Annotated in this window: 10 protein-coding genes; 4 read left to right on the forward strand and 6 right to left on the reverse strand. The window is 37.5% G+C overall.

Features of this window, described 5'->3' with window-relative positions:
• Positions 1-6: 6 nt before the first annotated feature.
• On the reverse strand, positions 7-1878 hold the full coding sequence (locus I215_RS02910; protein ID WP_008990456.1) for a flavohemoglobin expression-modulating QEGLA motif protein: 1872 nt from the start codon (positions 1876-1878) through the stop codon (positions 7-9).
• 287 nt (positions 1879-2165) lie between these two features.
• Here I215_RS02910 and I215_RS02915 point away from each other — a divergent pair, with 287 nt between their 5' ends.
• On the forward strand, positions 2166-2417 hold the full coding sequence (locus tag I215_RS02915; protein ID WP_156800181.1) for a hypothetical protein: 252 nt from the start codon (positions 2166-2168) through the stop codon (positions 2415-2417).
• Positions 2418-2586: 169 nt separating this feature from the next.
• On the opposite strand, the gene I215_RS02920 is transcribed toward I215_RS02915, so the two are convergent.
• From I215_RS02920 to rmuC, 5 genes are all read right to left on the reverse strand, one after another.
• A complete protein-coding gene (locus I215_RS02920) occupies positions 2587-4707 on the reverse strand; it encodes a catalase (protein WP_008990458.1) in 2121 nt (706 codons plus the stop codon).
• 125 nt (positions 4708-4832) lie between these two features.
• On the reverse strand, positions 4833-5558 hold the full coding sequence (locus I215_RS02925) for a DUF3307 domain-containing protein (RefSeq protein ID WP_008990459.1): 726 nt from the start codon (positions 5556-5558) through the stop codon (positions 4833-4835).
• Positions 5555-6169, reverse strand: coding sequence for a SatD family protein (locus I215_RS02930; protein WP_008990460.1), 615 nt, complete (start codon positions 6167-6169; stop codon positions 5555-5557). The genes I215_RS02925 and I215_RS02930 overlap by 4 nt, the downstream gene beginning before the upstream one ends.
• A gap of 106 nt (positions 6170-6275) precedes the next feature.
• Entirely contained in the window at positions 6276-6821 is a 546-nt protein-coding gene (locus tag I215_RS02935; protein WP_008990461.1) for an acyl-CoA thioesterase, read from the reverse strand.
• A 41-nt stretch (positions 6822-6862) separates the two neighbouring features.
• Positions 6863-8194, reverse strand: a complete 1332-nt coding sequence (rmuC, locus tag I215_RS02940; protein WP_008990462.1) for a DNA recombination protein RmuC — start codon at positions 8192-8194, stop codon at positions 6863-6865.
• A 111-nt stretch (positions 8195-8305) separates the two neighbouring features.
• On the opposite strand from rmuC, the gene I215_RS02945 reads away from it, so the two are divergent.
• The 3 genes from I215_RS02945 to I215_RS02955 all read left to right on the forward strand — a co-directional run bounded on the left by I215_RS02945 (position 8306) and on the right by I215_RS02955 (position 15991).
• Positions 8306-11122, forward strand: coding sequence for a helix-turn-helix and ligand-binding sensor domain-containing protein (locus tag I215_RS02945; protein WP_237738915.1), 2817 nt, complete (start codon positions 8306-8308; stop codon positions 11120-11122).
• 348 nt (positions 11123-11470) lie between these two features.
• Positions 11471-14458 (forward strand): SusC/RagA family TonB-linked outer membrane protein, encoded by a 2988-nt coding sequence (locus I215_RS02950; RefSeq protein ID WP_008990464.1) that lies wholly within the window; start codon positions 11471-11473, stop codon positions 14456-14458.
• A 6-nt stretch (positions 14459-14464) separates the two neighbouring features.
• The gene (locus tag I215_RS02955) at positions 14465-15991 is read left to right on the forward strand and encodes a RagB/SusD family nutrient uptake outer membrane protein (protein WP_008990465.1); all 1527 of its coding nucleotides are present in this window, start codon (positions 14465-14467) and stop codon (positions 15989-15991) included.
• Positions 15992-16007: the final 16 nt, after the last annotated feature.

A 16007-nucleotide genomic window follows, 5' to 3' on the forward strand; every position in this document is an offset into this window, starting at 1 on the left:
TTTAAATTATGCATGATTGGAAGTGGATACAAGCCCTCTAGCCATCTGGTGAATGGGCATGCCGTTTTTTATTTGTTGAAGTCTTTCTTCATACATTTGATCGAAAACGTAACTTGGTTTTATAAGCCCTTTATCTAATACATTACGCTCGATTAGTTCCTCAATGATATGGATGTGATTGAAGCCGAATTTACCAGCAAAGAGTAATTCAAAATCGCCTCCATCCATTAAATATGCACGTAATTCAATAAGGCCTTTTAGGTATATAATATCCTTTAAAAAACCACCACCTTGCATAATTCGAGAGGTGATATTGAAAGCGTGTTCTTGTGAAAAACCATGGTGGTCAAACAACAATTGGAAAATGGAGTTAAAATTTCCACCCTCTAATAGTGTTTTACCCGCCATGACTCTTCCAGCCAAGGTGCGTAACCTATTAACAGATAAACAGCCTGAAAAAAACTCAGACATAACCGCTACACCTTCTTGTAAGATGTCATAGTCGCTTAATCCTGTGGATAACTGGGTTAATGGCTGCTGTGATCCGTTAAAATAGGTGAGTACATGGGTACCTAATTCGTGTTGTATAAGTGCTTTGGCCTCCAATTTATGGGCGGTGTAATCCGCTGGGATGTACAACTCTCCCTGGTTGACCATCATAATATTTACATCTTTTCTTAAGTGTATTTTGCTTTTAAATTCAGGGTGTTGGGATTTGAAAAATTCAAATTCTTCTCTGGCGTAAGTACTAAACTCTAGGGCATTGATTTTTTGATCGGGATCTTGCTCGATTTCCTCATCGAGTTCAGAAAGAATCATATTCGCGGTTTGGAAAAGATTGCTATCAACCTCACCATAGAGTCGTATACTATTGTGGTAAAACTTTGTCGTACCACGAGTACTAAGCATTGATATTTGTAAGTCTAACTCCTCTCTTTTTTGTCTAAAAAGGTGAGACATAGATGGGTCGTCGATGTCTTCAATTTTCAAATTGTACAATTCCCGTTTTAGGATGTCTGGATCAATGGGAAGCAACCTATAGTGATAGGGGATTACCTTGTGATACTCAGATTCAAAAAACTCTTTTTTAATCGTATAGATATTCGATGGAGATACTAACCACAGAAATTTATACGATTCTTCGATGGCAGTTAGCTTTCGATCTACTTCAAACACTTTTTGTTTTAATGAGCTTCTTCCTAGGGCTCGATAGCTCTGAATCCCACAAGAAGTTTGTACTCTAATATATTCATAGATTGCTTTATGAATGGACTCTACTAATGCATCTCTAAACTCCCTAAAAAAAACAGGGTAAAAGCTACCTTCCTTATCGTAAAATACGGCAGGGATTTCCAATCCAACAAGTAGGGCACCGCATTGTTTAGCTTTATCGGTGGTCATTAAAGATTCTGTACCTTCAGGCTGTCTTTTTGTGGTATTTTCAATCTGTGTGTCAATGTGGTTTAATGAATTCCGCTTCCCTAGTTTGTTTAGCTCTAGTTTTAAAGCCTTAAGAAATGAAGGCAATTTATCCTCGGGACCTTTTATGTTAAACAGGTGGCTTGTTTTAGAGCTGTAGAGTTCGAGAATAAGGTAGGATTTATAGATGGATGATAGTACATCCGAAATAGCCAGAATTAATTTTTTATATCTTTTGAATTTTACATTACCAATAAGAAGATAACTTGCTTGATTTATCACCACTCGAGCGATTGGATCTTCACTAACAGATCTTCTACAAACCATTAAAAATGGTAGACCAGGCTCGATATGTAATAAACCGCCACCAGGAAGGGCACAGTTTACTTCTTCTGATTGTTTGAGAAGGGTCGTAATCTTTGATATTTCTCTTTTTCGAATATTTTTAAAGGTAAACATACTTGATTGTTTTCTTCATAAATAATGGGGGAGTGTACTTAAAGTTATATATAATATTAGGTATAAGAGCAACCACCTATAGTATTTTGGCATTAATTTAATAGGTTGATTAGTAATTTGTTAAATCATTCATAAAACAACAGGGTATAAGGTTTGCGACATTCCAAGTAGCAATCATATCGTGTTGTATTTCAGTTAATTTTACATTGGATAGGGTTAATTTATTATAAAATAGTATTGGAAATTGCATGAACAAATTGGAACTAATAATTTTAAAATTATTTGGTATGAAACTTAAAAGCTCAATATTTTTTATGGCTATTATTCTAGCACTTGTTATTTCTTGTAGAGAAAAACGACAAGATCCTACAAGGGTTGAAAATACTACTGAATCCATAAATGAAAGCAAACAAAAAGCAGTAGAGAGGGAAGAACAATGGCAAGGTGAACGTCGAGAAATTGAGGATACTGCTTCCTATGAAAGCAGACAAGTTAATCCCAAAGGGAGTAACCCTAAAAGTGACTCTCTAGTTCGATAAACCTTATTTTGCCCCGTGAATAAAATTTAATTCCGCCAAGACTGTGGACTCGTTACTATTAAGGGTTTAAGCATTGTTATCGTGCAAACTTCTTTAAATAGTTAACGAGTCCATTTTTTGTTGTAATGAGTTGAACTCTAATGGATACACTCCTAATAAGTACAACAGACTAAACTGGTATGTGTTGAACTTTTGGTTCTCTTTTCCAATTCCTATGTTTTGCGATAGCTGCAATGAATTCAGAAGGTTCCTTGTTTATAAAAATAGCCTGATCTTCTGCAAAATCTTTAACATAAGTCATCTCTAGTAAACTCTCAGCCTCATTATTGGCCGCAATAGCTTTACAATGTTTAAGTGTTTCATTTATAAACTTAATAGCCTTGCCCTGCTTTGAAAGTATTTGAACGGCTTGCTGTCCACCTGGAATAAATAATGCATCATACAATACACTTTCAGTGGTGAGCAATGTCGCATCAATTTTGTGTTGTTTTTGCGCATTACAGGTGATCTCACCGCCCGTTGGTGCTATTAGATGCACTACAGCATTTTGTCGTTCTAATTCATCTTTCATCCTCATGTGATTTTGGTGGTCGAACCCAGGAGCCACTAAAAATGCAATTTGTCGTGAGGAGATATCCTCCGAACTCAGAAATGTTTGACTTAATGCAGCTGAGGATTCTAAATAATGTAAAGGATCTCCAGGTTGTTGAGCGATTGGATCCATATTAGCTCCTATGGCCTGATTGATGGGCATATCAATTTTATCTGGGACCTCTAGACCCATTTTTTTGGCGACATTTTGTCCAAGTGTTTGATCAATTTTGTTAACAATCCACAACATTCTTAACTGAATATGCTCATAGGTACACTTTCCAAGTTCAAATGCATACGCACTAGCTAAATGTTCTTTTTCATGATCTTTTAAACTTCTATAAAACAGTGCTGGTTGCGAAAAGTGATCATTAAAACTACTGCTTCGACTTCGGATTTTGTTTCCACTAACATGCTCTTGATAACTGGAAAAACCACCCTCTGAAATTTGAGATAAAAATGGGCAGCCTCCTCCTATAGAATTGGGGAAGTACGCAGTCTGTCCTTTATTTATAGTCATGCGCATTTGTGCATCCCTTTGATTGTTATGTGGATTTTCTAATGGACGGTTAATGGGTATTTCATGGAAGTTTGGCCCTCCTAATCGAGATAGTTGGGTGTCGGTATATGAGAAAAGACGTCCCTGAAGTAAAGGATCATTTGTAAAGTCTATCCCAGGTACAATATGGCCAGGATGAAATGCGACCTGTTCGGTTTCAGCGAAGAAATTATCAGGATTTCTATCAAGGGTTAACTTTCCAATACGCTGTACAGGAACCATTTCCTCAGGAATTAATTTGGTGGCATCTAAGATGTCGAAGTCGAATTTGTGTTCATCCTCCTCAGGTATGACTTGAATACCTAATTCCCACTGTGGATAATTCCCAGCCTCAATAGCTTCCCATAAATCTCTTCGGTGAAAGTCAGAGTCTGCACCACTTATTTTTACGGCTTCATCCCAACTTACGGAATTAACCCCCAGTAGGGGTTTCCAATGAAATTTTACAAAATTGGACTTACCTTGCTCGTTTACAAATCTAAAAGTGTGTATACCAAAACCCTCCATCATACGAAGGCTGCGTGGTATTGCACGATCGCTCATCAGCCAGATTTGATTGTGTAGGGTTTCGGTTGCATGTGAAACAAAATCATAGAAAGTGTCATGGGCAGATGCCGCTTGAGGGATCTCACGATTGGGTTCGGGTTTTACCGAGTGGATGAGATCTGGAAACTTCATGGCATCTTGAATGAAAAATATAGGCATGTTGTTTCCCACTAAATCAAAGATACCCTCATCGGTGTAGAACTTAACGGCAAATCCTCTCACATCTCTGGGTAAATCAGTTGACCCCTTGGATCCTGCCACGGTAGAAAACCGTACAAATACAGGGGTTTTCCTACCTACATCGGTTAGAAATCCAGCTTTGGTGAGCTCCTTTTGACTTTCGTACAATTCAAAGTAGCCGTGTGCACCACTACCTCTGGCATGAACAATTCTTTCTGGAATTCTTTCATGATCGAAATGGGTGATCTTTTCTCGTAATATGAAGTCTTCTAATAAGGATGGACCTCTTTCACCTGCTTTGAGTGAATTATTGGCATCATTAATTTTGACACCTTGGTTTGTGGTCATTGGTTTTTGGTCACCAGATTGGATGTTCTGGCTAATGGAATCTAGTTTTTTATTCTTTTTGCTCATAATTTTTTAGGATTTAATTACAATTCCAATAAAATTAGACAACAACTAGAATGAGCTTAATTCAAATGATTTTAATGTTAGTTCGAAAGCGATTATCCCCCCACTAAAATACCGTGGTATGTAATTTACCAAGCTATTTTATGATTCATGAGCATATAGATAAATATCAGCCCACATATCATAGCCAATCCAAAACTCAGTAATGTACCAATTAAAATGTATTCGGTGAGTTTTCTATCCTTAGCCTGTGTGAGATCACTAAATCGGAATATGGATTTTGCGGCAATAAGAAATCCTACGCCTTCCCAATGATTACTGGCAATAAATACAAAGACTAAAAGACGCTCTAGCATGCCGATGTATTTCCCAGCATTATGCAAGGAGTCTTCTTTTTCCATTTCAGTATTAGGGGTGTATACTGATATCAGTGTTTTGATAATCACTGATGAGGGCTGAGTTAGGAATATTACCAGTACGATAATAAGAAGTAATTGTGAACTTAAAGTAAAGTTTAATAACTCTGCACCGCTGAGGTAGACACTAGCGCCATATAGGATAATAAGATGGAGCCCTTGATCTATAAAGAAGAGTAGCCGACTATTTTTTGGGTTTTGAAGGTATAACTTCCCAAGGTCAATAAGGTAGTGTGATAGTCCAATTAAAAGAGGGATAAACCACCAATTTAAATCCCATAATAATAGATAATAACAAAGAACGTGGAAAAGGATGTGGAGATACAGTTGTTTTGAAGCTATTTTCTTTTCTAGTTTTTCTTTTACCATCTTATTGGATTGTAAAAGAAAATCTGCTAAGATGTGAGCCAATAGAAGACGTAAGAAGATCAGTGTCATAAGAGCTGTTTTATTTTGGTTTGGTACATTTGGTCTAGCTCTAGAATCTCACTATAAAACGCTCTTTTTAGATGTTCGCTAACCGTGTTTTGTTTCACACCAGTTAGCGCGCCAATTTCTTGTTGTGAGAATTCGGGATTCTCCATACTCAACTTTACAATTTCTGAAGCATTCGTGGTCCAGTGGTCCATAGAGATTAAAGCCAGTTTAAAATACAGATTCAGTTCTGAGTCTAGGGTGTTATTACTTGTTTTAATGGCTAAATTCAACTTTTTTTTCTTGAGCGTTTCAAAGGCCTCTCCAGAATAAATAAACGCAGGGCCGTTGGATTCGGTCACTTTTAAACCCTGATGGGTTTTCTCTCCAAGACCAATAGCCATTCTAACATCCAATCCTTTGATCATTTTAACAGTGGCTTTTATTAAAACGGCTGCATGGAAGGCTTTGTTGCTTTGTTGCAATTCAATTTGAAAACTATCGCCTCTATAAAACTCCCAATATTGCTCTGATTGACATATTTTTTCAAATACCTTTTTCAGAGGTTTAAGCCAAAGATCAGGATCTTTTAATTGCCGAGAATTTACAATATCTCCAGTGATGACACTTATCATGTGTAACGCTTTGTAATGAATAAGTTCAAATATCGTTTATTTTACCGATATATGCAAATATCGTTTAAAACAACGATAAAAAACAGTATCGCTTTAAATAGCGATATTAAAGATCGATTTTGACATTATGTCCTTCTAATTCATGGATAAGTTCATTTACGGAGTATTCCAATTGATTGGAATAGGCTTCGCGTTCTTTTCTAAGTGAGTTCCTTTTGACACTATTAAAGAAGCGTTTTAGTTCTTTTTCTGTTTCTAGAATAAGCCCAGGAACTCTGACACTCTTACCCTGATCATCCTTAGCGACCATGGTAAAGTAGGATGAATTACAGTGTTTAACTACACCCGTTTGAATATGTTCGGCCTCCACTCTTATTCCAACTACCATGGAGGTTCTCCCAACATAGTTGATTGAAGCTTTCATGGTGACTAATTCACCGATTTCAATAGGGCTTAAAAAATCAACCGTGTCTACTGAGGCGGTAACGCAATAAGTGGCCGAATGTTTAGAGGCGCAAGCGAATGCTATTTGGTCGAGGAGAGAAAGGATAAACCCCCCGTGTATTTTTCCACTAAAATTTGAATGGGATGGAAGCATTAATTCAGAAAGTTCTACTTTGGAGGATTCTACGGTTTTAAATTTTTGATTCATATATCGTGTAAGGGTTGGTTTTTAAATATTAATTTGAATTGCTATTCTTCTTCTAGATGATCTTCAGAAGCTCTTTCAAGCCACTTTTGATCGATTTGTTTGCTCGCTTTTGCCCCAAGTGTTTTTAAGCGTTCAACGCGGGTTATTAAATTGCCTCTACCTGTTAATTTAGTGATTGAATTATTATAGGTATTTTGAACGGTATTGAGTTGTTTGCCAATTTTATCCAGATCATCTAATAGGTTTCTAAACTGGTCGTATAGACGTCCAGCTTGTTTGGCAATATCCACGGCATTTTTGTGTTGTCTGTCGTTCTGCCAAATGCTATCGATGGTTCTCAAGGTAGCCAATAGGGTAGAAGGAGTGACAATAACAATATTCTTTTCAAAGGCTAAATTGTACAGCTGTGGCTCTTGTTGAAGAGCAACCGCAAATGCAGGCTCAAGTGGAATAAAAAGCAGCACGAAGTCTGGACTTTCCATCTCATAAAGGCTGTGGTAATTTTTGGCACTGAGTTGGTCGACATGCTTTTTAACCGAATTCACATGCTCTTTAAGCCAAATCGTCTTTTGAAGATCATCCTCCTCATTGACATAACGCTCAAAGGCAATAAGGGAGACCTTGGAGTCAACAATCATCTTTTTGTCTGCGGGTAGATGAATAATCACATCCGGAAGTACTCTTTTGCCTTCCTCTGTAGAAAAACTATTTTGAACAGAGTATTCACTTCCCTTGTTTAGTCCCGATTTCTCTAGAACACGTTCTAGTACCATTTCGCCCCAGTTTCCTTGCATTTTGGTGTCTCCTTTTAATGCTTTGGTTAAATTGGAAGCTTCTTTGGTAATTTGTGCGTTTAGATCTTGTAGGTCTTTGAGTTGTTGCTGCATGGCGGAGTGGCGGGTAATACTTTCTTTATTACTGTCTTCGACACGCTTTTCAAAATTCTTAATTTTTTCCTGAAGTGGGTTGAGGATGTTTTTGATATTTACCTCATTCTGATCCGTAAATTTTTTAGATTTCTCCTCCAGGATTCTATTGGCTAGAAGCTGAAAGTCTTTGCTGAATTTCTCCTGTAATTTCTCAACCTCCTGTTTTTGTTCCTTGTTTCGCTCAAGAAGATTCTCATAATCAACCTCCTTTCTAGACAAACGGATCGCAAAATCATCCTTGATCTTTCGGATCTCTTCTTTGGCTAGTTTCTCTTGGTCGATTTCCTGTTTATGCTCTTGAATTTGTTTTAACAACCTATCTTCCCTGTCTTGCATGACCTTTATAACAGAAGCACTTTTTTGCTTTTGTAAATAGCGTCCAATAAAAACCCCCAAGATAGCTGTAATCAATGGAATAAGGATAAAGATTAGATTATCAATCATTAATATGTATTTTCGTTGTAAATTATGATACGATTAATATTGTTGTAAAGATAAGAGATTCATGCAGATCATAAAGAAACTATTCTCAAGAATCAAAACAGTAGTGATAAGGTGAAAACAGTAAACCAGATGTCTATAAAAGGCAGTAAAATTCTTTTATTTATAACTTTTGGATGGTTAAGTCTCTTTGTCACAATAGGACAAAACCGCCCCCCAATTCATAATTTTTCCCTGAACCATTACAATGCCGGTATTCAAAATTGGGGTATAGCCTATGGGGAGAATAAGGTCTTTGTTGCCAACAACGAAGGCTTGTTGGAATTTGATGGAGTTAAATGGCGATTCTATCAGCTCCCCAATCAAACTATTATCCGATCGGTGGCTTATTTTGATGGTAAGATCTATACTGGATCCTATGAAGAGTTTGGGTATTGGGAAAGACAACCAACCGGGATCTTAGAATATCATAGTCTTAGTAAACTAATTAATGCAGAGGCCTATGAAACGGAATCGATTTGGGGAATATACCAGTGGAATAATCAAATTATTTTTAAGTCCTTCAGTAGTCTTTTTATTTATACAAATGGCGCTATAGAGGTAATTGAACCTCAAATGACACTTTTAGGGGCAAATGTAATCGACGACTCCTTTTATATTTTCGGAAGAAATCATGGCATATTTGAGTTAAATGGTTCAGATTTACAACTAGTTCGTCCGAGTACATCTCTTAAAGATTTTAAAGTGCAATCCATGGTTGCATTAGATAAGAACCATGTATTAATTGGAACAGCACTCAATGGAATGTTCCTTTGGGATAAACAGGGTAAAATAAGTAGGTGGGATCACCCACTTAATGAGGTTGTAAAGCAAAACCAGCTTAATAAAATAAGTGTCAATGCGTCCAATATTTTCTTAGGTACAATAAAAAATGGGCTGTATGTGATGAATCGAACAACTGGTGGATATTACAACATCAGTACGCTCTCAGGACTTCAAAATAATACCATTTTGGGAAGTTTAGTCAATGAGCGTGGGATTGTTTGGCTTGCTTTAGATAATGGTATTTCTGCGATTCCTATGCATTTTAATGCCTATTATTTAAATCCTGCAAATTATGATATAGGAGGTGTATACGATATGCTGAATTTCCAAGGGGAAACCTATATAGCTACTAATACTGGAATGTATATTAGCAATCAACAAGGAATGCATTTTGTTCAAGGGTCACAGGGTCACATTTGGGACCTTACTTTGGTGGACGACTTAATTGTATGTGGTCATAATTTAGGGACCTACCAGATAAGAGATAAGCAGTGGGAACTTATCTCCTCGAATAATGGTGGTTATGATTTTAAACCCGTTAGAGGAATGCCCGACACTTATATTCAGGGAAACTATACTGGTTTATCACTCTATGAAAAACAAGGTGAGCAATGGCAGGTAACTCAGATACAAGGACTTGAATTCCCAGTAAAGAAGATCGTATTTGAAAAAGAGAATATCGCATGGGTGGCACATCCTTATAAAGGGATTTTTAGGATTCACTTTTCAGATGATCATAAGAACGTTATAAAAATAGAGCGAGAGTATAACGAGTTCTTTAAAAACAGTTACACTATTAAGCTCTTTGAAATAGAAGGGCAAATAGCATTCTACAACGATCAACAATGGTTTGTATTTAATCCTTTGGAAGAGAAGATAGGAAGTTTTGATTCCTTAAATACCATTTTAAAGAGTGATCAGCAATCCTATCCAATTACGGATCCCAATTCCTCTCCCGTGGTATTTAAAAAGCAGGATGGGACTTTGTTTGTAAGAAGGAATTTAACCGATGAAGATTCTCAATTCTATATCCCTAACAGTTATTATGGTGGACATTTGATAAAAGGGGAGGAACGGGCTGTGGTTTTGGATGACTCTATCGTACAAATTGCATTGTACAATGATATTTTGGTGGTCAACAATGAAAAGATAACTGGCACTAGTCTTTCATTTAAGCCCAAGATCAATCGCATACTAAAAAATGGCGTACCACAGATGATAGATTCATCCATAAGGATGAAACAACGCGATACCCTTGCAATTGAGGTGTCTACACCGTTTTTATCTAATAATACCATGGTATATGCCTTAGGCGAAGGGGGCTCGAATTATAGGAAAGTGGAAGATGGTAAAATTGTTATAACCAATCAGAATTTTGGGAGCTTGCCCATAAGTATACAACCTGTTGTAAAAGGCAAGCTGTCAGATAAGGCAACTCTATTAACTGTAGAGGTAGAGAAACCATGGTTCTTGGGTATGTGGGGCGCGGCACTGCTGATTTTAATTTTACTGTTCCTTACAGCTTTTATTTTAACCATTAATAAGTACGTACTGATACGACATAAAAAGTATTTAGAAGTACAGTTCGAGCACCAAAAAGAGCTTAATCGTAAAGAAGAAGCCTTAAGACACGAGAAGAAACTCAACGAATTGCAGAAACATCAGCACCAATTAGAATTAAAAAACAAGACTAAGGAACTCGCCAATACAGCGATGGAGATGACTCGTAAAAATGAGATGCTAATGAAGCTCAAGGAAGATTTAAATTATTTTAAATCTGAAATTATTGATAAATCACGATACAATAAACTCATAAGTGGAATTGATAAACATTTAAAGGATTCAAAAGACTGGGAGTTATTTGAATCCAATTTTAATGATATCCATGACACTTTCTTTAGAGAACTTCACAAACTACACCCTGAAAAGCTCACTCCGAAGGACTTAAAATTATGTGCCTACTTAAAAATGAATCTCTCTAGCAAGGAGATTGCTCCACTTATGGGTATTTCTATACGAGGTGTTGAGATCCACAGGTACAGGTTGAGAAAGAAATTAGACCTCAGTACCGATCAAAATATGAGCGAATATCTGATCAATATTTAATTTACCTGAGCTGGTTATTTTAGTTCTATATTCCTTTTATGAAAATATCAACTTTTTTTCATGCTTTAAGAGTAATAGACGGTAATAATGGTAAAATTTTAAGATTTATCTGATTTCAGTCAATAGTTATCTACAGAGAAACTTACGTTTTATCAATAATAAACTCATCATTACTACATCAATTGTAGATTTCTGGGTAACTCCTTATTACTCATTTATAATCTTAACTATCTTTTTTACAACGCTTTAATGATTTCTCATTTGTTGATGTATTCAAGCTGTGGTGTTTTATAGCTACATCGTTGTAGTTTGTGATAATTTTAAGAAGCTAACTTTAATATAAGAAACATGAAAAATCATTTGTTAACCCTATTATTGTTTTTTTGCTTGAGTGCTTTTGGGCAACAGACCATTACTGGAGTGGTATCTGATGATCAAAATATGCCGCTTCCAGGAGCTAGTGTATTGATCAAAGGAACTACAACAGGAACTCAGACCGATTTCAATGGAAACTTTTCTTTAGAGGCCAACCAAGGCGATACTTTGGTGTTCTCTTATGTGGGAATGGAGACCCAAGAAGTTGTGGTAGGATCCAGCTCCACCATAGACGTTCAATTAGTCATCAGTGCTAGTGAACTCGAGGAAGTTGTGGTGGTAGGTTATGGAACACAAAAAAGTAAAGATCTTACCTCTGCAATTACTACAGTTCAGGCAGAGGATATTGAAAAAACTCCAGCTGCTCAGCCTATGCAAGCCTTACAGGGAAAGGTTGCTGGACTTCAAATTGTCAATAATGGTTCACCAGGGGAGTCTCCAACGGTTCGTATTCGTGGGATCGGATCTTATAACACCGGAGAATCAGGGCCTTTGTATGTGGTCGACGGTGGATTTTATGATGATATTAATTTTTTGAATCCTTCGGATATAAAGACCATCTCCGTTTTAAAGGATGCATCTGCAGCTGCGATTTATGGAGTAAGAGCAGCAAATGGGGTAGTACTTATCGAAACTAAAGGAGGAACCTTTAATCAAAAGCCAGAATTTAGGTATGATGGATATACGGGTTATCAAATTGCTCAAAATGTAGTAAAGATGGCCAATACACAGCAGTTTGTTCAATATGTAAATGAAACTGGACTCACTGCTGATAATCAGTTTGTAGACAATGCTATTGCTCGTTATGGAAGAAGTCGACTAGATCCGAGTCTTCCAGATGTCAATACGGATTGGTATGATGAAATTATTCGCCCTGCCGTAATTACCAATCACAATATTGGAATGTCAGGGGGTGGAGAAAATGCCAAATATTCCATAGGGGTAAACTATTTTAGTCAAGAGGGTTTGTTAAATATGAAAAACGAATATGAACGCTTTAATCTTCGTAGTAAAATTGATTTTAATGTAACAGATTGGCTAACCGTTGGAGGAAGTATGGTGCTTAGTAATGCATCTAGATACCGTCCAGAGGCTTCTGCATGGCGTAAAGCCTATTATGCGGTGCCGCTTCTGCCTGTGCATGACCCTTTAAATACTGTGGCCGCCCCTATTGATTATGCGAATTCACAGGATTTAGGTTATCGTAGTAGCCAAAATCCATTTCCTTTACTCTCCTTTAGTGAGAACAAAGATAAAATCAGAAATGTAATGGCTAATTTTTATGCCGAGATTGATATTATACCTGATAGATTAACCTTTCGAACAGCTTATAATCACAATTTTGAAACAGTGGAAACCAGGGAGGTACGTTTTCCCTACACCCTGGGCGGCAACGAAGTTCGCGTTAACTCAGAGCTAGTAAAAAGAAATGCAACCATTTCCAATCAAATTTGGGATAACACGCTAACCTATGAGAACAGTTTTGGAAAGCATAATGTTACCCTATTAGCAGGGGCTTCTTTTCGAGATGAGTCTTATGAAATGTTAGAGGCAAAGGGGATTGGGTTTCCATACAACAATGGCGAACAAGCTTATTATTTAGATCAATCTCAAACCATTGATGTGGATGCTGTTGGGGATGACGGTAGAAGAGAATACGGACTGTCCTATTTTGGTAGGATCGCCTATAATTTTGATGGACGTTATCTGTTATATGGAACCTTCCGTGCTGATGGAACGAATAAATATCAAGAGAAGTGGGGATATTTTCCAACTGTTGGTGCTGGTTGGGTTTTGAGTGAGGAGGCATTTTTTCCACAAAGTGATGTAGTTAACTTCTTGAAACTCCGTGGAAGTTGGGGTAAATTGGGTAACGACAACGTAGCCTCGAGTGATGGAGCCTTTACCTCAAGTGTTGTCACAACCTCTTTTGGAGATGTGATGTATTCAGGTATACAAACCTCGAGCGCCTTTACCTATTTGCGGTGGGAGGTGACTGAGGAGTACAATCTAGGATTATCCGCTAGACTTTTTAATAGTAACCTATCAGTAGAACTGGATTATTTTAGAAGAGATACCAAAGATGCTGTGATTCCTGTGGCGAGACCACTTGTCCCTGAGAGTTTAAGGCAGAATGTGGGTCAGATTCGAAATCAAGGATTTGAGGTGGCCCTTAATTGGACTAAAGTTGTTAATGATGATTTTAGTTATAGTATAGGAGGTAATTTCTCTACTTTGGATAATGAAATTCTCGACCTTGGTGGACAACAGTATTTAAATTTTGGAAGCTCTGACTTTCAGCGAAGAAGTATTGTTGGTGAAACCCTGTTTGCATTTTATGGATTGGAAACTGCTGGGGTTTATCAAAATGATGCCGAAATTCAAGCAGATCCGATTGCGGTGGACAACGCTTTAGTTCCTGGTGATTTAAAATTTAAAGATAGAAATCAAGATGGAGTTATTAATGGAGATGATCGTACAGTACTGGGTTCTTTTATACCGACATTTAATTACGGTTTTAATGTAAATCTAAATTACAAAAACTGGGATTTCTCAGTAGCTGCAATTGGACAAGGGGGTAATAAAATTTTAAATAGAAAACGCGGAGAATACCGCTATACACCAGATACTAATATTGACAGAGACTTCTTTTTGAATCGATGGCATGGGGAGGGAACAAGCAATAGTTACCCTTCATCCTTAGGACTTCGTAAACCATGGAATTATCAGCTCAATAGTTTTTATATCGAAGATGGTGATTTCTTTAGAATCCAGAATATCACTCTTGGATACACTATTAAAAACGAAAAGATTCCACAAACTAGAATATACGTAACTGCTGAAAAACCATTAACGGTATTTAGTTATAATGGATTTAACCCAGAGGTTGCTGATGGCTTTGATAATCAAACCTATCCAGTACCGGCGGTATACACTTTAGGGGTAAATATTAAATTTTAAGAAATCATGAGAGGACAATATAAATTTATAGTAGTGAGTTTATCAGTCATAACACTGTTATTTGGTAGTTGTGATAAACTTGACGAGCCAGAGTTGAACAATAACTTTACTGGTGGTACGGATTATACCCAAACCGAGGATATGTTATTATCCTTAATAGGAGTTTATGATGCCTATACCGATACAGGTTGGGAACTTCCACTTTTAATAGGTGTTCGCGGAGATGACGTTAATGCCGCAGGTGACCAGGCCGTATATCAAGATACCGACATGTTTAAATACGATAGCAATAACTGGATGTATAATAGTGTGTGGAAAGCATACTATGATGATATTGTGGTGGCCAATACGGCGATTGAGAACATCGATAAATACATTGCAGAGGCTGAAGCCTCAGGTAAAAAACAAGGGGAACAATACAAGGCAGAGATTAAAATTATGCGTGCCATGGATCACTATTTTCTTGCAAAGACTTGGGGAAGTGTATTTATATTGGACACCTCAGATCTTGCAACCTTAGCAGAGATTCAGACACTTCCTACACGTGAAGAGGTCATGCAATTTGTGTCCGATGAGATGGATGAGGCTATCCCAGCCTTACCAAAAATAAGGCCTAACCAAAGACAAGATCTTCCTGGTGCTTATACAGCCTACACTGCATATGCGGTCAAGGCAATGGCCAATCAGGAATTAGGAAATTACCAAGGGGTTGCTGATGCTACTGGAGAAATAATAAACTCTGGATTATTTAATCTTTATCCTGATTTTTATGAATTGTTTAAAACCCCAGGTAAACTGAGTGATGAAAGTTTGATGGAACTACAATACTCCGATTATGGTCAAGGCTCTGGTGAGCGTGAATCCCATTTATACGCTCCCTACGGACCCTCTGCTTGGTCGCCTGTGGTAACTGATGCGGCTTCTGGTTGGGGATTCTATGAGCCGAGTTTAAAGTACATCCATTTTATGCTGGATCGTGGAGAAACCACCCGACTTCAAACCAGTGTATTATTTACCCCTGATGGGATCTCAGAAATTCAACAAACACCTGGGTATGAAACACTTCCAGATTTTGTGTCAAATACAACCCCTGATGGAGATGTGATTGAAAATAATGTTAGGGCGCTGTTTTCAAGTGGGAAACACTACCTCCCATCGAACCAATTAATCCCTGGTCGTACGGATTATGGGAGTAACAAGAACTACATAATGATTCGTTATGCAGAGATCTTACTCATGTATGCGGAGGCATTAACTAGGGGTGCAACAGGCGTAGGTCTTACAGCGGACCAAGCGGTTAATCTAGTGAGAGCACGAGCTGATATGCCTGCACTCTCAGGAGTGACCACACAAGATGTTTTGGATGAAAAATTTGCAGAATTGGCCATGGAATGGGGAGTTCGTTATTACGATATGATTCGTGTGGACAATTACCAGGAGTTGAGTTATCAAGGTAGAAGTTTTAGCTCAGAAAAGGAGCTATTGCCATATCCTCAACAGCAAATCGATGAATTACCTGTACTATCTAAGTAAAACTAATGTTTAAACC

The sequence above is a fragment of the Galbibacter marinus genome, from assembly GCF_000300875.1.
Taxonomy (GTDB): Bacteria; Bacteroidota; Bacteroidia; order Flavobacteriales; family Flavobacteriaceae; genus Galbibacter; species Galbibacter marinus.